This is a genomic window from Microbispora sp. H10830, assembly GCF_014161375.1.
Classification (GTDB): Bacteria; Actinomycetota; Actinomycetes; order Streptosporangiales; family Streptosporangiaceae; genus Microbispora; species Microbispora catharanthi.
Genome location: NZ_JABBWX010000010.1, coordinates 339,136 through 360,308 on the forward strand (window position 1 = coordinate 339,136; position 21,173 = coordinate 360,308).

The following is a 21,173-nucleotide window of genomic DNA, read 5'->3' on the forward strand; positions in this document are numbered from 1 at the left end:
ACGAATCCCCGAACCCGGTACAGCGAACCCGGTACAGCGAACCCGGAGCACGAACCCCATGAACGACCCATACAGGCAGGACCCCGCCCTCCTCCGCGGCATGACCCAGCGCCGGCTCGGCAGGCGCGACGCCTTCCGGCTCGCGGGCCTGTCGGCCGCCGGGCTCGCCCTCGCGGCCTGCGGCGTGCAGGGCAAGGGCGCGGCCAGGCCGTCCTCCTCCGCCCAGGCCCAGTCCGAGGTGGAGAAGTACTGGTCGGGCAAGACCAAGAACGGCCACGTGGACTTCGCCAACTGGCCGCTCTACATGGACCCCAAGCAGCCCGAGCTCAAGCAGTTCACCCAGCAGACCGGGATCACGGTGACCTACAAGGAGGTCATCCAGGACAACCCGAGCTGGTTCGCCAAGATCCAGCCGCAGCTCGCGGCCGGGCAGTCGATCGGCTACGACCTGATGGTCGTCACCAACGGCCTGCACTTCACCCAGCTCGTCCAGCTCGGCTACCTCGTTGCGCTCGACCACGCCAAGCTCCCGAACTTCACGGCCAACGCGGGGGAGCGGTACAAGAACGAGTCGTTCGACCCCGGCAACGTCTACAGCATCCCGTGGGCCTCCGGCATGACCGGCATCGCCTACAACCCCAAGTACGTCGACACCCCGCCGACCAGCATGGCCGACCTCTGGAACCCCAAGTACAAGGGCAAGGTCGGCATGATGTCCGACTCCCAGGAGATCGCCAACTTCGGCCTGTTCGCGCTCGGCATCGACCCGGACACCTCGACCGAGGCGGACTGGCAGAAGGCCGCGGCCAAGCTCCAGGAGCAGCGCGACGCCGGCATCGTGCGCAAGTACTACGACCAGGCGTACATCGACCCGCTGGCCAAGGGTGACATCTGGCTCACGATGGCGTGGTCGGGCGACGTCTTCCAGAAGAACGTCTCCGACGGCACGGACCTCAAGTTCGTGATCCCGCAGGAGGGCGCGACCATCTGGACGGACAACATGATGATCCCGAAGACCGCGACGAACCCGGTCGACGCGATCATGCTGATGGACTTCTTCTACGACGTGAACGTGGCGGGGCACCTCGCGGAGTACATCAACTACGTCACCCCGGTCCCGGCCGCCAAGGACGTCATCGCCGCCGACGCCGCCAAGGCCACGGGCGCCGACAAGAAGCTCCTGGAGCAGGTGTCGACCAGCCCGCTGGTGTTCCCCAGTGCCGAGGACTACGCCAAGCTCCGGAGCTACAAGAACTTCAAGACGCCGCAGGAGCAGAAGAAGTTCGAGTCCATCTTCCAGGCGATCACGACGGCATGAGCAGGCTCAGGGCTTCGCTGACGCCGTACCTGCTGCTCTTCCCCGGCACGCTCTGGTTGGCGATCTTCTTCGTGATCCCGACGGTCGTCATGCTTTCGCTGTCGCTGCAGTCGGGCGACGTGGTCAACGGCTACGCGTTCACCTTCAACTGGCACAGCTACGTCGACGGAATCAGCACCTACCACGACCAGATCATCCGGTCCCTGGTGTACGGCCTGGTCTCGACGCTGATCCAGATCGTCATCGGGTTCCCCGTGGCGTACTGGATCGCCTTCAAGGGCGGCAGCCGCAAGTCGGTCTACCTGTTCCTGCTGCTGCTGCCCTTCCTGGTGTCGTTCGTGCTGCGCACCATCTCCTGGCAGTTCTTCCTGTCCGACAACGGCATGCTGCTCGGACCGCTCAAGTCGATGGGCCTGGTGCCGCAGGACTTCCACATCCTGGCCACGAGCGCGGCGGTGATCGGCGGCCTGGCGTACAACTTCCTGCCGTTCATGATCCTGCCGATGTACGTGGCGCTGGAGCGGATCGACCCGCGCGTCCTGGAGGCCGCGCAGGACCTGTACGCCAGCAAGACGCAGACCTTCCTGCGCGTCGTGTTGCCGCTGTCGCTGCCGGGCGTGTTCGCCGGCGTGCTGATGACGTTCGTCCCGGCCACGTCCGACTACGTCAACGCGTCCGTGCTCGGCGGCACCAGCAACACGATGATCGGCAACGTCATCCAGAACCAGTTCCTGATCAACCAGGACTACCCGACCGCCTCGGCGCTGTCGTTCACGCTGATGGCCCTGCTGCTGGTGGGCATCTTCGCGTACGCCAGGGCGCTCGGCACCGAGGACGTGCTGGAGGTGGCGGCCCGATGAGGGGTGGCCTGCTGCGGGGCCGCGGCCTGCAGATCTACACCTGGCTCGTGATCGCGTGGCTCGTGCTGCCGATCGCCGTCATGATCCTGTTCGGCTTCAACGACACCCACGGCCGGTTCAACACGACCTGGCAGGGCTTCACGCTCAAGTGGTACGGCAAGCTGTTCGAGATCGACGACCTCACCAGGGCGCTGGTGAACTCGCTGCTCATCGCCGTGCTGACGATGCTGGTCGCCGGGGTGCTCGGGTCGCTGATCGGGCTGGCGCTCGGCCGCTACCGCTTCCGCGGGGCCGGGGCGATGAACCTGGTGATGTTCGCGGCGATCTCCTGCGCCGAGATCGTGATGGGCGCGTCGCTGCTGTCGCTGTTCGTCACGCTCGCCGTGCCGCTCGGGTTCTGGACGATCCTTATCTCGCACGTCATGTTCTCGATCTCGTTCGTGGCCGTGACGGTGCGGGCCCGGGTGATGACGCTCGACTCCTCGCTCGAGGAGGCCGCCCGAGACCTCGGCGCGAGCCCGTGGACGACGTTCCGCCTGATCACGCTGCCGATGATCTTTCCCGGTGTGCTGGCGGGCTCGATGCTGGCCTTCGCGCTGTCGATCGACGACTTCGTCATCACCAACTTCAACTCCGGCGGCACGGTGACGTTCCCGCTGTGGATCTGGGGCGCCACCCGCGTGGGCATCCCGCCGCAGGTGAACGTCATGGGCACGCTGATCTTCGCGGCCGGGGTGCTGATCGCCGTGGCCAACGCCCTGGTGGCCCGCCGCCGCGCCAACGCGTAAGGGAAGTGGAATCCGTGGTTCCGTCGAAGGCGCTCGCCGACGCGGAGCGCAAGCCCTACTGGCTGGACCGGCCGATCGCGCCCGAGCCGCTGCCCCCGCTGACGGGAGACGTCACGGCGGACCTCGCGGTGGTCGGCGGCGGCTTCACCGGCCTGTGGACCGCACTGATGGCCAAGGAGCGCGACCCCTCGCTCGACGTGGTCCTCCTGGAGGGCCGCGCGGTCGGGTGGGCCGCCTCCGGCCGCAACGGCGGGTTCTGCGCCGCGAGCCTGACCCACGGGCTCGGCAACGGGCAGGACCGCTGGCCCGCGGAGATCGCGACGCTGGAACGGCTCGGCCGGGAGAACCTCGACGAGATCGAGGCGACCCTCGCCCGGTATGACGTCGACTGCTCCTTCGAGCGGACCGGCGAGCTGCGGGTGGCCACCGAGGAGTGGCAGCTCGCCGGGCTCGACGAGGAGGTGAGCGGGGCGGCCTCGCTCGGCCTGCGGCTGGAGCGGCTCGACCGCGAGCAGGTGCGGGCCGAGGTGGACTCCCCGACCTACCTCGGGGGCGTGTGGGACCGGCAGGGCGTCGCCATGGTCGACCCGGCGCGGCTGGCGTGGGGGCTGCGCGACGTCTGCGTGCGGCTCGGCGTGCGCGTCTTCGAGCACACGCCGGTGCGCTCCCTGCACGACGACGGTGTCGCGCTCGAACTGGAGACGCCGAAGGGGCGGGTCAGGGCCGGGCGGGTGGCGCTCGGCACCGGCGTCTTCCCTCCGCTGCTGCGCAGGCTCAGGCACTTCCTCGTGCCGGTGTACGACTACGTGCTGATGACCGAGCCGGTGCCGGACCACCTGCTGGCGGAGGTCGGCTGGCGGGGCCGCCAGGGCATCGGCGACTCGGCCAACCAGTTCCACTACTACCGGCTGACCGACGACAACCGGATCCTGTGGGGCGGCTACGACGCCGTCTATCACAACGGCGGCCTGGTCAAGCCGGAGTACGACCAGCGCGACGCCACCTTCGAGAAGCTCGCCACGCACTTCTTCGAGACGTTCCCTCAGCTCCACGGCCTGCGCTTCACACACAAGTGGGGCGGGGTCATCGACACCTGCAGCCGGTTCAGCGCCTTCTTCGGCACCGCGTACGGCTCACGCCTCGCCTACGCCGCCGGATACACCGGCCTCGGCGTGGGCGCCACCCGGTTCGGGGCCAACGTGATGCTCGACCTGCTGCAGGGCCGGGTGACCGAGCGTACGGACCTGCGCATGGTGCGGCAGAAGCCGATGCCCTTCCCGCCGGAGCCGGTGCGGTCGGGCGTCATCCAGCTCACCCGCTGGGCGATCGCCCGGGCCGACGAGCACGAGGGCCGCCGCAACGCCTGGCTGCGCACCCTCGACGCCTTCGGCGTCGGCTTCGACTCCTAGGGACGCCGTCGGCCCGGTGCCTCACACCCCGGCGCTCCGTCGATGCGTTCGCGGAGGAGGTCGGCGTGTAGAAGCAATCCCCATAGCGGTGCTCCAGCACGGTCCACCACCAGTCGCATGTGGACTTGCCTCTCCCTGTCATTTTCTCGATGAAGAGACTCGATCCACGGCACGATCACGGCAGAGACGACGCCTGAGCGTCGCACATCGCGCACTGCTCATCCTGGCTGCTTGAAGCGCCAGGAGTCGTTTTCGTAACCTCGGCTTATGGATCTTCTCCTCCGCCGGCTTCAGGACGCAGGCTTTGCCGTGCAGTCCGTACGGGTGGCCACCGGCGGTGTGGTGGCCATGGCGGGCATGGCCACCATGAGCGACGGTTCAGAGATTTTCGCCAAGACGCTACCCGGGTCCGGTTCGGACGTCTTCGAAGTCGAGGCCGAAGGTCTGCGGGCGCTCCGCGAACTTGGCGGCGCCATCACCCCCGGCGTGCTGGCGGTGACACCGAACCTACTCGTACTTCAGCCGCTCAAGCCTTGCCAGGACAACGAGGAGCAGTTCTGGGAGGACCTGGCCCGCGTACTTTCCAGAATGCACACCACCACGATCAGCGATCGTTTCGGATGGCACCGGGACGGCTGGCTGGGCCGCATGCGACAGGACAACACCTGGGACGACGACGGATACTCCTTCTTCGCCCAGCGCCGCATCCTGCGCTGGCTGCCCGAACCCTTGGTCGAGGCGGCGTTCGACCGCGAGGATCGCCGGGCACTGGAACACCTGTGCGCCGCCCTTCCCGAGTTGGTGCCGCCCCAACCGCCGGTGCTGACTCATGGCGATCTGTGGTGTGGGAACATCGCCAGTGATCAATCGGGCGCGCCGGTCCTGCTTGATCCGGCGGTTTCCTACAGTTGGGCCGAGGCCGACCTGAGCATGCTGTGGTGCTCACCACGTCCGCCCGCATCGGACTGCTTCTTCGCCGCATACACAGAGATCACTCCTCTGGCTGACGGTTGGCGCGACCGCATGCCGCTGTTTCACCTACGGGAGTTGCTGAGCATCATCGCCCACGGCGACGACAACTGGGGTGCCGCCCGGGCCGTTCGCGAAATCGCCGCGCCTTTCGCTCACAGGTAGCCACCCGCACAGAAGCCACAGCCGACTGAGGATCCCGGAGATGACCACAGAAGCCAAGCCGGCCGCTCCTGGCCGTGGCGCAGCCGCCGCATCCCGCCCGATCGCGCTGGTGACCGGTGTCGGCCGGACCGCGGGCATCGGCGCGGCGATCGCCCGCGAGCTGGCCGCGTCCGGCTGGGACATCGCGTTCACCTACTGGACGCCGTACGACGAACGCATGGCCTGGGGCGCCGAGCCCGGCGCGGCAGACGCGGTGGGCACCGCACTCGCCGGGCAGGGTGCGGCATTCGCAGCGATCGAGGCGGACCTTGCCGATGCGCATACGCCGGCGCGGATTTTCGACGAGGCGGAGCGCCTGCTCGGAGGCGTCACCGCGCTGGTGATGTGTCACTGCGAGTCGGTTGACTCTGGCCTGCTCGACACCACCATAGAGAGCTTCGACCGGCACTTCGCGGTGAACGCGCGTGCCGTCTGGCTGCTGATCCGCGAGTACGGGCGGCGGTTCCGCGGCGTGCGGGGGTCAGGGCGGATCATCGCCCTGACCAGCGACCACACCGTCGGCAACCTGCCCTATGGCGCGAGCAAGGCCGCGCTGGACCGGATCACGCTGGCGGCTGCGCATGAACTCGCCCATCTCGGCGTCAGCGCCAACGTCGTCAACCCGGGGCCCGTGGACACAGGGTGGATGTCGGATGAGGTGCGGGCGAGATGCCTCGCGCAGACACCACTGGGCCGGCTCGGCACGCCGCAGGACACCGCGCACCTTGTGAGCTTTCTATGTTCCCCACAGGGGCAGTGGGTCAACGGTCAGCTGCTCATGAGCAATGGCGGATTCGCCTGAGGCGCCCATCACGGGTCACCTGGCGCACTCCAGCGGGCCTGGGCCGGCTCGATCGGCGTGAAGACCATGCCAGCCGGGTCACCGGTGGCGATCCGCTCGGCGTAGGCGTCGCGGTGGATCGGCGACACGACCTCACGCTGCTCCCGGGCGCCGGCGGCGTCGAACCGCTTGAAGACGACATGTCCGGTCATGGCTGTTCCTCGGAGCTCTTCAGTCGCTCAGGTGGAGCCACCAGGTGATGTCGTCGCCGACGCGGGTGAAGCCACACGCGCTGTAGAGCCGCTCGCCCTCGGGGGTCGCGTTCAGCACGGCGTGCCGCGCCCCGGCAGCGCGGGCGGCCTCGCACACCGCGTGCAGCAGGCCGGTGCCGAACCCGCGCCGCCGGAAGGGCTGCCAGACCTCCATGTCGAAGATCCCGGCCAGGTCGCCGTCGAGGAACGACCAGGCCCGGCCCGCGAACCGGCGGGAGCGGGTGTAGGCGGCGGCGTACCAGGCGCGGGCCGGCCGCAGCCGGGTCAGCGCCAGCAGCTCGCGGTATGCGGGATCCGTCTCCCGGTAGTCGGCGGTGTCCTCCTGCAGCTCGATCCCGGGGTCCGGGCGGCCGATCGGCCGGGACAGGTCGGCCGTCATCCACCAGGGCGCCCACCCGCGCTCGAAGCCCGCCTCCGCCAGCGGCGCCGGGTCGACGGCCGGATCGAGCCAGGCGCCCACGATGGGCCGCCCTCGGTCACGGGCCCGCTCGACGCCGCGGACGACGGCCGCGGTCGTCATCTCCCTCGGAAACATGAGGTTCTGGCCGTCCGGCCCGTCGATCCAGGTCAGCGGGCCGTCCGTCCACACCTCGCCGCCCAGGGCCCGGGCCTGGAGCAGGAACCAGCCGGTCTGGACGCGTCGGCAGTCGGCGATCGTCACCACAGCCGTACATCGTGCCATCCCCGCGGACGCGTCAGGCGGTGAGCCAGCGGAGCGGGTTCTCGTGGGTGATGAGACGCAGGGTGTCGCCGTCCACGCCGGCCTCCCGCAGGGCCGGGAGGACGGCGGAGAACAGCCGGCCGTAGCCCTGCCCGCCGTAGCCGGACAGGTGCTCCCGCAGCCGTACGCCGCTGCTGAGCAGGACGCGCTCGGCGTGCCCGGAGTCGAGCAGGGTGAGGACGTCCTCGGCGTCGTCCACGCTCACGTACGCTCCGGTCTCGGCGATCTTGCGCTGGACCAGCGGGTCGCCGGCGCGGGCGCTGAGACGCCGGGCGGGGACGTTCTGCGAGAGCAGGAGTTCCAGCAGCTCCAGGCCGCCCGTCGCCACCGGGAGGTCGGTGCGCAGCGAGGCGCGGGCGGCGGCGGTGACGGCCCGTTCCTCGGCGGGAGTGGGCGTCTCGTCCCACGCGGCGGCGACGATGACGCCCGGCCGCGCGCCCGTCCCGTCGAGTCCGGCGCCGATCTCGTGCAGCAGGTCGGCGGTCAGGTCCTCCACGCTGAACCGGGTGATGGTCTCACCCGTGAACGGCTGCGCGGCGAACCCGGTGGCGGCCACGATCGGGACCCGCGCGGCCATCGAGATCCGGGCGAGCGCCGCGGGGTCGCGCGCCATCCCGATGCAGCTGTGCTCCACGACGAGGCCCAGCGCCTGTTCCCTGCCGAGGTGCTTGACCTCGGCCAGCACGTACCGCTCCTCGTCCAGCCACCGATCGGGATCGGAGTCCACGCCGATCCCCCAGCGGGTGTCGGTGCGCAGGTGCTCGTACGGCAGCACCGGCCCGTCGATCTCGGCGACGGGGACGGCGCCCGTGACGGTCTGGATTCGGGGAAAATATGCGCCGGACATGAACGGACATTAACCGATTTTTTGCCGAAACTGCTCGTGAATCACATGATTCTTTACGTTAAGCGGCGTCGGCGGGTCAGCTCATCGTCTTGCCGCCGTTGACGGCGAGCCGCTGGCCGGTGACGAACCGGGCACCGGGGGAGGCGAGGAACGCCACCGTCTCGGCCACGTCCGCCGGCACGCCCATGTGCCCCAGCGGGACGTCGCGCAGGTAGCCGGTGTAGTCCTCCGGGGGGACGTCCGCGTGCCGCTCCACCGGGATCCAGCCCGGCTCGACGGTGTTCACCGTGATCCCGTACGGGCCCAGCTCCCGGGCCCACGACCGGGTGAGCCCGTGCATCGCGGCCTTGGCGGCGACGTAGTGCCCGAACTCCGGGTTGCCGAGATCGGCGACCTCGCTTCCCACGTTGACGATCCGGCCGGAACCGGCCTCGCGCATGCCGGGCAGCACGGCCTGAAGGATCAGCAGCGGGGCCTTGACGAAGAAGCGGAGCTGGCCGAGATGGTCCTCCCAGGTCTGCTTCTCCACCGGCATCAGCGGCTGGGGGCCGGTGGCGTTGTTGACGACCACGTCGACCTGCCCGATCGCGGCCACGCCCTCCCGTACGGACTCCTCGTCGGTGACGTCGAACCGGGCCAGGCGGGCCGAGCCGCCGGCGGCGGTGATGCGGTCGGCGACGGCGGAGGCCCCGGCCGTGTCGTTGGCGTAGTTGACGGCGACGTGCCAGCCGTCCGCGGCGAGCCGTTCGGCGATGACGGCGCCCAGACCTCGTGAGGCGCCCGTGACCAGTGCGGTACCCATGGGAACCGTCCCTATCACAGATCACGTAGGGCAGGATGGTGCCCATGGATGAGATCGCCGCACTGGTGGACCGGGCCGAGATCGTGGACGTCGTCACGGCCGTCTTCGACACCGTGGACGCCAAGAACTGGCCGGTGTGCCTGGAGCTGTTCGACGACGAGGTGGACGCCGACTTCACGAGCCTCAACGGCGGGGAGCCCGCCCGGGTGAGCGCCGAGGCCCTCGTGGACGGGTGGCGCACCGGCCTGCACGCCCGCAAGCAGAGCTTCCACAGCGTGAGCAACTTCGCCGTGACGGTGGACGGCGCCGAGGCGCACGTGACCACCAAGGGGTACTCCTACAACCTGCTCGACGCCGCGCTGGGCGGCGGCATGTTCGAGGTGTGGGGCGTCTACCGGCTCGGGCTCGTACGGCAGGCCGAGGGATGGAAGGTCACGGCGCTGGCGTTCCACGCCTGGCACAGCCGCGGCGACGAGGCGGTGCGCACGCACAGGCTGGAGGGCTAGCGGGTGATCGCCGGGGCCTCGGTGTGCAGCCGCCGCAGGACCCGGCGGAACGCCCAGATGGACGCCACGAAGGCCAGGCCGGTGACGGCGGCGACGGCGGCGGTGCGGATGATCAGATAGTCGCCGATCGACTCGTGCAGCAGCAGCCAGATGCTCATGGCCGAGTTGACCATGAGCACGAACGCCCACAGCAGGGTGATCCGGGCGAAGAAGGTGCGGACGCGCTCGTGCCGCAGCACGAACGACGGCAGGTGGATGTAGTCGAGTGTGAGCCGCTGGACCAGCGGGCGGCGCATCCGCACCGACGCCAGCAGCACCATGCTGATGCAGATCGTGCCGAGCTCCGGCTGGATGAAATAGAGGACGGGGCTGCCGGTCCACAGGCCGATCACCGTGCGGAAGGTGATCGCGATCGTCGCCATGATCATCGTCCCCGGCACGGGCTGACGCCGGATGATCCGCCACAGGACGCCCACGTAGACCCAGGACACCGCGGCCATCAGCGCGCCGCGCAGGCCGAGCACCGCGAGGGCCGTGTAGAAGACCACGAGGGGAGCCACCACGCCTTCGAGGAGCCGGGGCACCGCCTGCTTGATCAGCGCGGTGAGCCGTGGCAATGCGAAGGACGTGTGGTTCATGGTGACTCCAACGGGCCGGTGGGGGGACCGACGCTGTAGTTGGGCAACGCGCCTACCCGGACATAGCGGATGGAAACGCCCGGGTTGGGCGGCCTCGTCGGTGGCTTACCGTACCTGACCGTCAGGCCTGCGGGGGCCGAATGCGCGAACCGCCCCCGCGCTTCATAACGGTACGGCATACCTCTCGCCGGCGTCCTGGTGGATGGAAAACCCCTGATCAGCGCTTTACCGGGGGTCGCTGGGCGCTTTCCCCGGCGGGCGGTGGAGGCGGGTTACGTTGACGGCATGGACTCAGGTTTCGGCTACTTCGCAACGGATGATGCGGTTCGTCCTGATGTCTTGGCCCGGCTCGTCGAGCAGCGCGGCCACACGGCGCTGCTGTTCACCGAGCACACGCACATCCCGGTGCCGCCCGGCGGCCAGACGCCGAAGGACGAATGGGGCGGCGAACTGCCCCGGCGCTACTGGCACACCTACGACCCGTTCGTCGCCTCGATGGCCGCGGGCGCGGCGACGACCCGGCTGCGCGTGGGCACGGGCATCTGCCTCGTACCGGAGCATGAGCCGCTCGGCCTGGCGAAGACGGTGGCGAGCGTGGACAACCTGACCGGCGGGCGGTTCGAGTTCGGCGTCGGCGCCGGGTGGAACCGCGAGGAGCTGCGCCACCACGGCGTAGACCCGGCCCGCCGCTTCGCCGTCATGCGGGAACGGGTGCGGGCGATGCAGGAGATCTGGACCCGTGACGAGGCCGAGTTCCACGGCGACTTCGTGTCCTTCGACCCGGTCTGGTCGTGGCCTAAACCGGCACAGAAGCCCTACCCGCCGATCCTGGTGGGCGGCGTCGGGCCGCGCGTCTTCGACCGCGTGCTCGCCTACGGGGACGCCTGGCTGCCCAACTACGGCCCCGGGATCCTCGAGCGCGTCCCCGAGCTGTTCCGGCGGGCGGAGGAGGAGGGCAGGGATGTCGGGGTCGTGATGCTGTCCGCGCCGGCCGACCCCGACGCGCTTGAGCGGTGCGAGAAGGCCGGGGTCGCCCGGGTCATGGCCTGGCTGCCTTCGGCCGGATACGACTGGATCCAGCGGGCGATGGACGCCTTCGAGAACGCCCTCGCCGACCTGCACGGCGAATGAGCACGGCCGGCGGGGAGGGGCGTCAGCTCAGTGTCGCGGTGGCCAGCTTGGCGCCGAAGCCGAGGAAGAGCGCGCCGACCCCCGAGGTGAGCCCGGCGGCCAGCCTGCGGCGGCGCCGGAAGTGGGTCGCGAGGAACGTGCCGCCGAAGATGAGCGTGGTCAGATAGGTCACGCTGAAGACCTGCACGATCAGCGCCAGGATCAGGAACGACAGCGCCGGCGCGCCGTACGACGGGTCCACGAACTGCACGAAGAACGCCACGAAGAACAAGATGGCCTTGGGGTTGAGCAGGCTGATCGCGAACGCCTTACGGAACGGGTTGCCCACCGGCGCCGGGACGGCCTCCTGCGCCGCTTCCGCACCCTGCTTCTGTGTCGCCTCCGCGACCTGCTCCTGTGTCGCCTCCGCACCCTGCTTCTGCGCCGCCTCCGCGACCTGTGCCGGAGGAGTCGCGCTCCGGGACGCCCGCAGGGAGCGCCAGGCGCCGCGCAGCATGCCGAAGCCGATCCACGCCAGATAGATCGCGCCCGAGTACTTCACGATCGAGAACAGGACGGGCGTGGACTTCAGCAGCGACGCGACTCCCGCGGCCGACAGGAACATGAGGACCGAGTCGCCGGCGAAGACCCCCGCCGCCGCCCGATAGCCCTGCCGTACGCCGCGCTGGGCGGCGGTGGACAGCACGAACAGCGAGTTCGGCCCGGGGAGCAGGATGATCAGGAACGATCCCGCGATGTAGGTCCAGATGTTGGTGATGCCGAAGAACATGCCCGCTCCCGTCACGAAACCGCATGTCCTGTTATAGCCCTATCCAGGCTCCGGTCACAGTCGGTAGATTCCTATTGACTTGGTAGGGAACTCGGGAGAATCCTGGAGAGCATGACGTTGTGGAAGCCTGACCCCACCTTCTATCCCTCGCCCAGGGACGCCGCCGAGGCGCCGCCGGAGAAGCTGGCCTACGTGGCCGCCTTCGATCGGTCGGCCGAGCGGCCCGACGCGCTCGCCGTGCTCGACACCGACCCCGGCTCCCCGTCGTACGGGACCGTGGTCGGCTGGACCGACCTGCCGTACACGGGGGACGAGCTGCACCACTTCGGCTGGAACGCCTGCAGCAGCGCGCTGTGCCCGTACGCGCCGCACCCGCACGTCGAGCGGCGCTACCTGATCGTCCCCGGCCTGCGATCGTCGCGGATCTACGTCTACGACACCAAGGACCGGGTCAGCCCGGAGCTCGTGAAGGTCGTCGAGGCTGAGGAGCTGGGCAAGCGGGCCGGCTACTCCCGCCCGCACACCGTGCACTGCGGCCCGGAGGGGCTGTACGTCAGCGCGCTCGGCGGCTACGGCGACGACGGGCCCGGCGGCATCGCGATCCTCGACCACAACTCGTTCGACGTGCTCGGCCGGTGGGAGGTGGACCGCGGCCCGCAGTACCTGGCGTACGACTTCTGGTGGCACATCAACCACGACGTGATGATCACCTCCGAGTGGGGCACGCCCTCCATGATCGAGGACGGTGTCGTCGGCGAGCTGCTGCTCGGCCGCAAGTACGGCCACAAACTCCACTTCTGGGATCTGCGCAAGCGCCGGCACGTCCAGGAGGTGGACCTCGGCGACCAGCACCAGATGACGCTGGAGTTGCGCCCCGCCCACGACCCGACCAAGACATACGGCTTCGCCGGGGTCGTCGTCAGCGTCGAGGACTTGTCGGCCTCCGTGTGGCTGTGGCACAGAGATGTCAGGCACGGGGACGGCTCCCGCTGGGCGGCGCAGAAGGTGATCACCATCCCGGCCGAGCCCGCCTCACCAGACGACCTGCCCGACGTGCTCAAGCCGTTCGGCGCGGTGCCGCCGCTGGTCACCGACATCGACCTGTCGGTGGACGACCAGCGCCTGTACGTGTCGTGCTGGGGCACCGGCGAGCTCAAGCAGTTCGACGTGTCCGACCCGTTCAAGCCGGTCGAGATCGGCTCGGTCCGCCTCGGTGGCATCGTACGGCGGGAGGCCCACCCGGCCGCGCCGGACGAGCGGCTCGCGGGCGGCCCGCAGATGGTCGAGGTGAGCCGCGACGGCCGCCGGGTCTACGTCACCAACTCGCTGTACGGCGCCTGGGACGACCAGTTCTACCCCGACGGCGTGGGCGCCTGGATGGCGAAGATCGACACCGAGTCGTTCACGCTGGACGAGCGGTTCTTCCCGCACGGCGACGACTTCCGCGGGCTGCGCCCGCACCAGGTCAGGCTGCAGGGCGGCGACGCGTCCTCCGACTCCTACTGCTACCCGTGACGCTGACCGCGGTCATCCTGCTCGGCGCCTTTCACGGGATCAACCCCGCGATGGGCTGGCTGTTCGCCGTCGCCCGCGGGTTGCAGGAGCGCAGCCGCGACCTGCTGCTGCAGTCGCTGCCGGTCATCGCGCTGGGCCACCTCGCGTCGGTGGCCCTCGTGGTGCTCGCCGTGTCGGCGACCGGATCGATCGTGACGGCCACGGCCCTCTCGATCGGGGCGGGCGTCGTGCTCGTCGGGTTCGGCCTGTGGCACCTGCTCGCCCGGCGGCACTTCCGCTGGGTGGGCATGCGGCTGTCGCTGCCGCAACTGGCCGCCTGGTCGTTCCTGATGTCGTCGGTGCACGGCGCGGGACTGATGTTGCTGCCCGTGCTGACCCGCATGCCGGCGAGTCACCACGGGCACGCCCTGTCGGGCGGCATGCTCGTCGCCGGTGTGCACACGCTCGCGATGTTCCTGACGGCGACCGTCGTCGCCGTCGTGGTGTACGAGTTCCTCGGCGTCGCCGTCCTGCGCCGGGCCTGGTTCAACCTCGACAGGATGTGGGCGTTCGCCCTGGTGGGGGCGGGCGTCGTCACCCTCGTGGGCGCCATCTGAGCGACCGCGGGACGGGCGGGCGCCGCGGGCCCCCGGGTGCCTGGCAGGATTGACCGGCGTGCGGGTTCGTCTCCTCGGCGCGCTCGAGGTTCTCGACGACGGCGGGGCTCCGGTCGCCGTCGCGGGCGCGCGCGTGCGCGCGCTGCTGGCCGTGCTGGCCCTGCGGCCCGGCCGCCTCGTCCCGGCCGACCGGCTCGTGGACGCGCTGTGGGAGGACGACCCACCGGCCAACGCCGCGAACGCGCTGCAGACGCTGGTGAAACGCCTGCGCGCGGCGCTCGGGCGGCCCGGCGCGGTGGTGTGGCGCGACGGCGGGTACGTGCTCGACGTCGAGCCGGCGCAGGTCGACGCCCACGTGTTCACCGCACTGACCCTGCCGTACGCGACGGGCACGCTGCCGGACCGGATGACGGACGCCGAGGCCTCCAACGCGGAGCTGGATGACGCGTGCGCGGAACTGGACGAGGCACTGGCGTTGTGGCGCGGGCCCGCCCTGGCCGACCTGCGCGCGGTGCCCTACCTGGCGGCCGCCGCGGCCAGGCTGGAGGAGCGGCGGCTGGCCGTGGTCGAGGCCCGCGCCGCCGCGTACCTCGCGCTCGGACGTGAGGTGGACCTGTCGGCCGAGGTGGCCGCCCATCCGCTGCGCGAGCGGCTGTCCGCCCTGGCGATGCGCGCGCTCGCCCGCTCGGGCAGGCAGGCGGCGGCGCTGGCCCTGTACGAGCGGGTCCGCGGGGCGCTCGCGGACGAACTCGGCGTCGATCCGGGCCCGGAGCTGCGGGCCGCCCATCTCGACGTGTTGCGCGGGCAGGAGACCCCGGCGGCGCAGGAGCGGCCGACCCGCAAACCCGCCACTCCCACCACCCCCGGCGCTGCCAGTGGCCCTGTCGGCGGCACAGGCCGGCGTGCGGGCAGGGTGTGGGCGCCGCCGACGACGTTCGTGGGCCGTGAGGAGGAGGTCACGCACCTCGCGGCCCTGCTGCGCGAATCCCGGCTGGTCACGGTCGTCGGGCCGGGCGGGGCGGGCAAGACGCGCCTGACGGTCGAGACCGCCCTGCGCGCCGCCGGCGACGGCGTGGCCCGAGAAGGCGTCGCCGGGGAGAGCATCTCCGAAGCGGGCGGGTACGGCGAGAGCGGGAACGGCGAGGGCGCGTGGCTCGCAGAGCTGGCCCCCCTGACGGACCCCGCGGATGTCGTGCGCTGCGTGCTCGAAGCGCTCGGCGCCGACGCCGAGCCGCGGGTGGGAGGGGACTGGCGGCAGGACCCGCCGGATCCGGACGAGCGTCTGGTCGCCTCCCTCGCCGGGCGTGAGCTGCTGCTCGTCCTCGACAACTGCGAGCACGTGATCGACGCCGCGGCGGGCCTGGCCGAGCTGGTGCTGCGCCGCTGCCCGGGAGTGCGGGTGCTGGCGACCAGCCGCGAGCCGCTGGGCGTGCCGGGGGAGACGCTCGCCCCGATCCCGCCCCTCGGCCTGCCCCCGGAGGGCGTCACCCCAGCCGAGGCGGGCGAGTATCCGGCCGTACGCCTCCTGGTGGACCGCGCCCGCGCGGTGAGCCCCGGCTTCGCCCTCGACGAGCACACGACCCCGCACGTCGTCACGATCTGCCGACGCCTCGACGGGATGCCGCTCGCCATCGAACTCGCCGCGGCGCGGATCAGGGCGCTCGGCCCCGAGCGGCTCGCGGCCCGCCTCGACGACCGGTTCCGCCTGCTGACCGGCGGGAGCCGTACGGCCCTGCCGCGGCACCGGACGCTGAGCGCGGTGGTCGAGTGGAGCTGGGACCTGCTCGCGCCCGAGGAGAGGACGCTGGCGGAGCGGCTCGCGGTGTTCGCCGGCGGCGCCACGCTGGACGACGCGGAGCTGGTCTGCGGGGGCGACGGCCTCGACGTGGTGGCGGTGCTGCCGTCCCTGGTCGACAAGTCCCTGCTGGAGACGCCGGGCGACGGCCGGTTCCGGATGCTGGAGACGATCCGCGCGTACGCGCTGCGGCGGCTGACGGACGACGGTGAGCTCGACCGCTACCGGCGCCGGCACGCGGCGCACTTCCTGCGGCTCGCCGAGGAGGCCGAGCCGTGCCTGCGCGGAGCCGGCCAGCTGGAGTGGATGGCCAGGCTGACCGCCGAGCAGGACAACCTGAACGCCGCCCTGCGCTGGGCCGTCGACTCCCGGGAGACGGAGACCGCGCTGCGCCTGTGCGGCACGCTGAGCTGGTATTGGTGGCTGCGCGGGCATCGCGGCCAGGCGGCCGTCTGGGCCGGGCAGGTCCTCGACCTCGTCCCCGAGGGCCCGCCCGCCGGGCTGGTGCGCGCCTACACCGGATGCCGGTTCGCGGTCACGGTCACCCGGCTCGGCACGATCTGGATGGAACCCGACCGGCTGGAGGAGATCCGCCGGGAACTCGCCGACCTCGTCGAGACGGCCCTGCGCGAGGGCCCGGTGCATCCGATGCTGCCGATCCTGCGGACGGTCGTGACGGCGATGGCCGGACGCAGGGAGGAGGCGGCCGGGATGCTCGACGCGTACGCCGGCTCCGACGATCCCTGGCTGGCCGGCTCGGCGCTGATGATCAGGGGCGGGTCGCTCGGCCTGCCGGGCGACAGCGAACAGGACGTCGAGGAGGCGGTGCGCAGGTTCCGGGCGCTGGGCGAGCGCTGGGGGCTCAGCGAGGCCCTGCTCACGCTGGCCACACTCCGCGCCCGCCGGGGTGCGCCGACGGCGGACCTGATCGACGAGATCGCCGGGCTGACCGCCGGATGGGTCAGCCCGGACGACACGATCTCCACGCTGACCCGCCTGGCCGAGCTGCGCCTTCAGGCGGGCGACGCCGAGGGCGCGGCGGCGGACGTGGCGGCCGCCCGTTCCCACGTGTCCGCCGGCGTCTCGCCGTACGCGCTCGTGCAGGTGAGCATGGGCGAGGCGAAGGTGGCGCGGAGCAGGGGCGACCTCGACGGCGCGGTGGCGGCGTACGAGGAGGTCCTGGCCGTGCTGGAGGCCCACCCAGCCGTCCCGCAGCAACTCGCGTCGGCCTACGCCGAGTACGGCAGGGCGCTGCTGGCCAAGGGCGACCTCGGCGGCGCGCTCGCGCGTCACCACGAGGCGCTGCGCACCCTCGGCGCCACCCCCGACCCGCCCGTCCTCGCGACCGTGCTGGCCGGGCTGGCCATGATCGCCCTGGCCGGGGGCGACGCGACGCGTTCCGCGGCACTCTTCGGCGCGGCCGAAGCGGCTCATGCGGGCTGGCGGGCGGACGCCGAGGCCGCCGAGGCGCTGGAGTCGGCGCGCGAGGCGGCGGGCCCCGGCTTCCTCGCCGCCTACGAGCGCGGCCGCACGTCGCCGCGCGAGGACCTCGGCCTGCCTGTCACCGGAAGCACCAGGTAGGACGGCGCGCTGATCGTGACCCGCACCGCGCCGGAATGCCGGGCGTACTTGGGGAAGTTCGACCCCGCGACCTCCACCCGCACCCGGTGTCCCGCCCCGAAGACGTGGGCCAGATTGCCGAGGAGGACGCGCGCCCTCTCCGGCTGCGCGCCGTCGCCCGCGACACGGGCGACACCGTCCGAGACGCGAGTGACGCCGTCCACGAGGATCTCCTCCCGGCCGTCCGGGCGCACATCCACGAGTTTGCCCATGACGGTGAAACACCTCGCGTCGGACTCGGCGGTCACCACCAGTTCGGCGGCCCCCATGACCTCCAGCGGCGCCGGCAGCGGTCCGGTCGTGTAGCGCAGCACGTCGGCCCGGCCGGCGAGCGGCCGCTGGTCCACGGGTCCCGGCCCCGGCGGGAGGAACTCGATCACGTCGCCGCCCATGGTGGGGACGGGATCGCCGGGGTCGGACAGGAAGCAGGCGCGCAGCGCCGCCTCGGGCCCGAGCGTGCCGCCGTCACCCAGGTGGTAGCGGACGGCCTCGCTCTCCTCCGGCGGCCAGCCAGCCATCGCCCGCCACTCGCAGGCGCCGGTGACGAACACCCGGACCCTCGCGTCGTCCCTCAGCGGCGTCCCGCGCATCCAGTGGCCGAACCAGTCGAGGTGGAGGCCCGTCCAGTCGACGGCCTCACCGCTCGCGTGTTCGCCGTGGTCGCGCCCGGCCAGCGTCCGCTCGCGGAACGCGTGAGTCCACGGGCCGACGACGAGGCGGGCCCTGTCGCCCAGAGCCCGGTAGGCGCGGATGGTGCTGTCGCGGAAGTAGTCGTACCACCCGGTCGACAGCAGCGCCGGCACCTCGACCCTGTCGTAGCGCGCCTTCAGGTCGGCGTCCCGCCACAGCTCGTGGGACGGGTCGGGATGCGCGAGCCAGTCGGCGTAGAAGGGGAAGAGGCCGTTGATCTCCGGCTGGTCCTCGACGGGCAGGCGCCGGAGCATCTCGCCGAGCCGGGCCGCCGGGGCGGCCGGGCGACCCTGTTCCGCCAGGCCGAGCCGTGCGCGGCGTGCCAGGTGCAGGGGCGCGAGCACGGTCGTCAGGACCGGGAGGACGACGCCCAGCCTGGGGACGCCGCCGGCGTACACCACGTCGTGCAGCCCGGCGGGGGAGACGGAGGGCGCCACGGCCCGCAGCCCGTCCGGCCGCTCGCTCGCGGCGAGAAGCTGGGCGATCCCGAGATAGGAGTCGCCGAACATGCCGACCTGCCCGTCGCACCACGGCTGGCGCGCGGCCCAAGTCACCGTGTCGTGCCCGTCGGCGGCCTCCCCGGTGAGGAACCGCAGGTCGCCCTCCGACTCGCCGGCGCCGCGCACGTCCTGCACCATGACCGCGAAGCCCGCCGACAGCAGCCGGGCGACGTCGAGCCGCAGGCCCGGGCCGTAGGGCCCCCTGCCGTACGGGGTCCGGGCCAGCAGGACGGGATACCGCCCGCCGGGCTTGGGCAGCCAGACGGTCGCGGCGAGCCGTACGCCGTCGCGCAGGGGCGTCCACACGTCCCGGCCGTCCGGGAGCGCACCGGCCCATTCAGGCGGGGGGAGAGCGAGCGAGCCGTTCATCGGGGCGTTCACCGGATCCTCCGGGTGTAGGCGCGTACGGCGAGCGGGACGAAACACGCGGTGACGGCGGCGGCCCATGCCAGCGTGACCCAGACGTGCGCCCCCACGGGAGCACCGGTGAGCAGCGCCCGGACGGCGTCGGCCAGGTGCGAGACCGGGTTGACCGACGACCACCAGCGCAGCACGCCCGGCAGGTTGGCCGGGGGGATGAACGCGCTGCTGCCGAACGTCAGCGGCAGCAGGACGGCGGTCGCCGTGCCCTGCATCGAGGCGACGGACTTGGCCTTCAGCCCGAGCCAGGCCGACACCCAGCTCAGCGCCAGCGTGAACAGCAGCAGGAGGGCCAGGCCGGCCAGCGCGTCCAGGGGTGAGGCCGTGATCCGGAATCCGGCCGCGATCCCGGCGAGCAGGGCCACCGCGATGGTGGCAGCCGTCGTCAGCGCGTCCGCGCTCACCCGCCCGATCAGCGGGGCGGAGCGGGCGATCGGCATGCTCCGGAACCGGTCGAACACGCCGTTCACGATGTCCTCGGCGAGGTTCATGCCCGTGGTGTTCGTCGAGATGAGGGCGACCTGCACGAGCACGCCGGGCATCAGGTAGCGCGCGGCGTGCTCGGGGTCGCCGGACATGGCCCCGAACATCAGGACGAAGACCACGACCATGAAGATCGGCTGAAGCAGGAACTGGACGAGCCGGCCGGGCTCGTTCCGCAGCGGCACCAGGCTCCGCCAGGCGAGGGTCATGCCCTGCGCGAGCGCGCCCCTGCGCCCGCTCGCGGATGGGATTGCGGTCATCGCGTTCTCCCCGCGGGCGCCGTCGGTCTGTCTCACCGGTTTCGTGGCGGGTGTGGTGGTCATCGCGTCCTCCCCGAGGTCGTGGTGTCTGTGAGAGCGAGGAACGCCTCGTCGAGCGTGGGCCTGCGCACGGCGTGCTCGGCGAGGGAGACACCGGCCTCCTCCAGCCGCCGGAACACGGCCGGGCTCACCGCCGAGTCCAGCAGCGGCACGCTGAGCAGCCCGTTCTCCCCGCGGTGCGGAGTCAGCCCGGTGACCTCGGCGAGGATCAGTTCCGCCTTCTCCGCGTCGTGCTCCGGCCGTATCTCCAGCCGCCGGTCGCCCGCCCTGGCCTTCAGCTCGCGGGGCGTGCCCCGCGCGGCCACCAGGCCGTGATCGATGAGCACGATCTCGTCGGCGAGCTGGTCGGCCTCCTCCAGGTATTGCGTCGTGAGCAGCACGGTCGCCCCGCCCGCCACCTGCTCGCGCACGATCCGCCACAGGTCCGCCCTGGCGCGCGGGTCGAGCCCGGTCGTCGGCTCGTCCATGAAGACGATCGACGGCCGGCCGACCAGGCTGACGGCCAGGTCGAGCCGCCGCCGCATGCCGCCCGAGTAGGAGCCCGCCGCCCGGTCTGCGGCGTCCTCCAACGCGAACTCCGCGAGCAGCGCCGCCGCCCTGCCCCGGGCCTCGGCCCGGCTCATGCCGAGGAGCCGCCCGATCATCACCAGGTTCTGCCGCCCGGTCAGCTTCTCGTCCACCGACGCGTACTGACCGGTCAGCCCGATCAGCTTCCGCACCTCGGCCGGCGCCTTCACCACGTCGTGCCCGCCGACCGCCGCCCGGCCGCCGTCGGGCGAGACGAGCGTGGCGAGGATGCGGACTGCGGTGGTCTTGCCCGCGCCGTTGGGACCGAGCACGCCGAGCACCGAACCCGGCGGCGCGGCGAGGTCGATCCCGGCCAGCGCGGCCTTGTCGCCGTATCTCTTCACGAGGCCGCGGGCCTCAATCGCGTACGTCATGCTCCGACGGTCGCCGCCCGCGCTGGCACGGAGCTGGCACCGTGCTGGCAGGGCGGCCGGCATCGTGCCGGCAGGGCGGCCGGCACCGTGCCGGCAGGGTCGCCGGCAGGGCACCGGCCGCCTCGCCGCGAACGGCGGCGGGGGGTGAAACTTGCAAAGAAGCGGGGCATCATGGATTACCGCAGATGGCGCCACTGGAACGTGCCCTCCTGCGACATGAGCCGCGCATAATCCGGGCTTAAGACTGCGCTCCTTGTCCGTCCGGCGGCGCCGCCACT

General features: G+C 71.5%; 20 protein-coding genes. 11 read left to right on the forward strand and 9 right to left on the reverse strand.

The genetic code is table 11. The annotated features are described in order from the left end of the window. Nucleotides 1–58: 58 nt before the first annotated feature. From HHX35_RS25875 to HHX35_RS25900, 6 genes are all read left to right on the forward strand, one after another. Nucleotides 59–1,318, forward strand: coding sequence for a spermidine/putrescine ABC transporter substrate-binding protein (locus HHX35_RS25875; RefSeq protein ID WP_220505854.1), 1,260 nt, complete (start codon nucleotides 59–61; stop codon nucleotides 1,316–1,318). Further along, nucleotides 1,315–2,178, forward strand: coding sequence for an ABC transporter permease (locus HHX35_RS25880; RefSeq protein WP_182901294.1), 864 nt, complete (start codon nucleotides 1,315–1,317; stop codon nucleotides 2,176–2,178). The genes HHX35_RS25875 and HHX35_RS25880 overlap by 4 nt, the downstream gene beginning before the upstream one ends. Beyond that, nucleotides 2,175–2,966 carry an ABC transporter permease gene (locus HHX35_RS25885; RefSeq protein ID WP_182901295.1) on the forward strand — a complete coding sequence of 264 codons (792 nt, stop codon included), beginning with the start codon at nucleotides 2,175–2,177 and terminating at the stop codon, nucleotides 2,964–2,966. Before HHX35_RS25880 ends, HHX35_RS25885 begins: the two co-directional genes overlap by 4 nt. 14 nt (nucleotides 2,967–2,980) lie before the next feature. Then, a complete protein-coding gene (locus HHX35_RS25890; RefSeq protein ID WP_182901296.1) occupies nucleotides 2,981–4,375 on the forward strand; it encodes an FAD-binding oxidoreductase in 1,395 nt (464 codons plus the stop codon). 267 nt (nucleotides 4,376–4,642) lie between these two features. After that, on the forward strand, nucleotides 4,643–5,509 hold the full coding sequence (locus tag HHX35_RS25895; RefSeq protein WP_182901297.1) for a fructosamine kinase family protein: 867 nt from the start codon (nucleotides 4,643–4,645) through the stop codon (nucleotides 5,507–5,509). Between the two features lie 40 nt (nucleotides 5,510–5,549). Then, nucleotides 5,550–6,350, forward strand: a complete 801-nt coding sequence (locus HHX35_RS25900; protein ID WP_182901298.1) for an SDR family oxidoreductase — start codon at nucleotides 5,550–5,552, stop codon at nucleotides 6,348–6,350. Nucleotides 6,351–6,358: 8 nt separating this feature from the next. Here the strand turns inward: HHX35_RS25900 and HHX35_RS25905 are convergent, their stop codons facing one another. From HHX35_RS25905 to HHX35_RS25920, 4 genes are all read right to left on the reverse strand, one after another. Further along, on the reverse strand, nucleotides 6,359–6,541 hold the full coding sequence (locus tag HHX35_RS25905) for a hypothetical protein (protein WP_182901299.1): 183 nt from the start codon (nucleotides 6,539–6,541) through the stop codon (nucleotides 6,359–6,361). Nucleotides 6,542–6,560: 19 nt separating this feature from the next. After that, nucleotides 6,561–7,265 carry a GNAT family N-acetyltransferase gene (locus HHX35_RS44755; protein ID WP_220505855.1) on the reverse strand — a complete coding sequence of 235 codons (705 nt, stop codon included), beginning with the start codon at nucleotides 7,263–7,265 and terminating at the stop codon, nucleotides 6,561–6,563. 31 nt (nucleotides 7,266–7,296) lie between these two features. Then, nucleotides 7,297–8,169: a phosphotriesterase gene (locus tag HHX35_RS25915; protein WP_182901300.1), complete on the reverse strand. Its 873-nt coding sequence runs from the start codon at nucleotides 8,167–8,169 to the stop codon at nucleotides 7,297–7,299. Between the two features lie 76 nt (nucleotides 8,170–8,245). After that, nucleotides 8,246–8,971 (reverse strand): SDR family oxidoreductase, encoded by a 726-nt coding sequence (locus HHX35_RS25920; RefSeq protein WP_182901301.1) that lies wholly within the window; start codon nucleotides 8,969–8,971, stop codon nucleotides 8,246–8,248. A 44-nt stretch (nucleotides 8,972–9,015) separates the two neighbouring features. Between HHX35_RS25920 and HHX35_RS25925 the strand changes: the two genes are divergently transcribed. Further along, nucleotides 9,016–9,477: a nuclear transport factor 2 family protein gene (locus HHX35_RS25925; protein ID WP_161628191.1), complete on the forward strand. Its 462-nt coding sequence runs from the start codon at nucleotides 9,016–9,018 to the stop codon at nucleotides 9,475–9,477. On the opposite strand, the gene HHX35_RS25930 is transcribed toward HHX35_RS25925, so the two are convergent. After that, nucleotides 9,474–10,115, reverse strand: coding sequence for a VC0807 family protein (locus HHX35_RS25930; protein WP_182901302.1), 642 nt, complete (start codon nucleotides 10,113–10,115; stop codon nucleotides 9,474–9,476). The genes HHX35_RS25925 and HHX35_RS25930 overlap by 4 nt on opposite strands. A 339-nt stretch (nucleotides 10,116–10,454) precedes the next feature. Here HHX35_RS25930 and HHX35_RS25935 point away from each other — a divergent pair, with 339 nt between their 5' ends. Further along, the gene (locus tag HHX35_RS25935) at nucleotides 10,455–11,246 is read left to right on the forward strand and encodes an LLM class F420-dependent oxidoreductase (protein ID WP_220505856.1); all 792 of its coding nucleotides are present in this window, start codon (nucleotides 10,455–10,457) and stop codon (nucleotides 11,244–11,246) included. A 22-nt stretch (nucleotides 11,247–11,268) separates the two neighbouring features. Here the strand turns inward: HHX35_RS25935 and leuE are convergent, their stop codons facing one another. Continuing rightward, complete coding sequence (gene leuE / locus HHX35_RS25940; RefSeq protein ID WP_182901304.1) at nucleotides 11,269–12,015, reverse strand: leucine efflux protein LeuE; 747 nt, start codon at nucleotides 12,013–12,015, stop codon at nucleotides 11,269–11,271. 111 nt (nucleotides 12,016–12,126) lie between these two features. Between leuE and HHX35_RS25945 the strand changes: the two genes are divergently transcribed. Genes HHX35_RS25945 through HHX35_RS25955 form a run of 3 tightly spaced genes read left to right on the forward strand, consistent with a single transcriptional unit; the run spans nucleotide 12,127 to nucleotide 17,502 of the window. Continuing rightward, the gene (locus HHX35_RS25945) at nucleotides 12,127–13,530 is read left to right on the forward strand and encodes a selenium-binding protein SBP56-related protein (protein WP_182901305.1); all 1,404 of its coding nucleotides are present in this window, start codon (nucleotides 12,127–12,129) and stop codon (nucleotides 13,528–13,530) included. After that, nucleotides 13,527–14,126: a hypothetical protein gene (locus HHX35_RS25950; RefSeq protein WP_139580199.1), complete on the forward strand. Its 600-nt coding sequence runs from the start codon at nucleotides 13,527–13,529 to the stop codon at nucleotides 14,124–14,126. Before HHX35_RS25945 ends, HHX35_RS25950 begins: the two co-directional genes overlap by 4 nt. Nucleotides 14,127–14,184: 58 nt before the next feature. Beyond that, nucleotides 14,185–17,502 (forward strand): BTAD domain-containing putative transcriptional regulator, encoded by a 3,318-nt coding sequence (locus HHX35_RS25955; RefSeq protein WP_182901306.1) that lies wholly within the window; start codon nucleotides 14,185–14,187, stop codon nucleotides 17,500–17,502. On the opposite strand, the gene HHX35_RS25960 is transcribed toward HHX35_RS25955, so the two are convergent. The 3 genes from HHX35_RS25960 to HHX35_RS25970 are packed head-to-tail and all read right to left on the reverse strand — an operon-like array spanning nucleotide 17,436 to nucleotide 20,895. After that, the gene (locus HHX35_RS25960) at nucleotides 17,436–19,112 is read right to left on the reverse strand and encodes a CocE/NonD family hydrolase (RefSeq protein ID WP_182901307.1); all 1,677 of its coding nucleotides are present in this window, start codon (nucleotides 19,110–19,112) and stop codon (nucleotides 17,436–17,438) included. The two genes, HHX35_RS25955 and HHX35_RS25960, sit on opposite strands and share 67 nt — an antisense overlap. Further along, nucleotides 19,109–19,894 (reverse strand): ABC transporter permease, encoded by a 786-nt coding sequence (locus tag HHX35_RS25965; RefSeq protein WP_182901308.1) that lies wholly within the window; start codon nucleotides 19,892–19,894, stop codon nucleotides 19,109–19,111. Before HHX35_RS25965 ends, HHX35_RS25960 begins: the two co-directional genes overlap by 4 nt. 59 nt (nucleotides 19,895–19,953) lie before the next feature. Next, nucleotides 19,954–20,895, reverse strand: coding sequence for an ATP-binding cassette domain-containing protein (locus tag HHX35_RS25970; RefSeq protein WP_182901309.1), 942 nt, complete (start codon nucleotides 20,893–20,895; stop codon nucleotides 19,954–19,956). Nucleotides 20,896–21,173 lie beyond the last annotated feature (278 nt).

Bases quoted from the DNA above. Each gene is read 5' to 3' on its own strand.
- HHX35_RS25875 (WP_220505854.1), top strand. From the start codon at position 59: ATGAACGACCCATACAGGCAGGACCCCGCCCTCCTCCGCGGCATGACC.
- HHX35_RS25880 (WP_182901294.1), top strand. From the start codon at position 1,315: ATGAGCAGGCTCAGGGCTTCGCTGACGCCGTACCTGCTGCTCTTCCCC.
- HHX35_RS25885 (WP_182901295.1), top strand. From the start codon at position 2,175: ATGAGGGGTGGCCTGCTGCGGGGCCGCGGCCTGCAGATCTACACCTGG.
- HHX35_RS25895 (WP_182901297.1), top strand. From the start codon at position 4,643: ATGGATCTTCTCCTCCGCCGGCTTCAGGACGCAGGCTTTGCCGTGCAG.
- HHX35_RS25900 (WP_182901298.1), top strand. From the start codon at position 5,550: ATGACCACAGAAGCCAAGCCGGCCGCTCCTGGCCGTGGCGCAGCCGCC.
- HHX35_RS25905 (WP_182901299.1), bottom strand. From the start codon at position 6,541: ATGACCGGACATGTCGTCTTCAAGCGGTTCGACGCCGCCGGCGCCCGG.
- HHX35_RS25915 (WP_182901300.1), bottom strand. From the start codon at position 8,169: ATGTCCGGCGCATATTTTCCCCGAATCCAGACCGTCACGGGCGCCGTC.
- HHX35_RS25920 (WP_182901301.1), bottom strand. From the start codon at position 8,971: ATGGGTACCGCACTGGTCACGGGCGCCTCACGAGGTCTGGGCGCCGTC.
- HHX35_RS25925 (WP_161628191.1), top strand. From the start codon at position 9,016: ATGGATGAGATCGCCGCACTGGTGGACCGGGCCGAGATCGTGGACGTC.
- HHX35_RS25930 (WP_182901302.1), bottom strand. From the start codon at position 10,115: ATGAACCACACGTCCTTCGCATTGCCACGGCTCACCGCGCTGATCAAG.
- leuE (WP_182901304.1), bottom strand. From the start codon at position 12,015: ATGTTCTTCGGCATCACCAACATCTGGACCTACATCGCGGGATCGTTC.
- HHX35_RS25945 (WP_182901305.1), top strand. From the start codon at position 12,127: ATGACGTTGTGGAAGCCTGACCCCACCTTCTATCCCTCGCCCAGGGAC.
- HHX35_RS25965 (WP_182901308.1), bottom strand. From the start codon at position 19,894: ATGACCGCAATCCCATCCGCGAGCGGGCGCAGGGGCGCGCTCGCGCAG.
- HHX35_RS25970 (WP_182901309.1), bottom strand. From the start codon at position 20,895: ATGACGTACGCGATTGAGGCCCGCGGCCTCGTGAAGAGATACGGCGAC.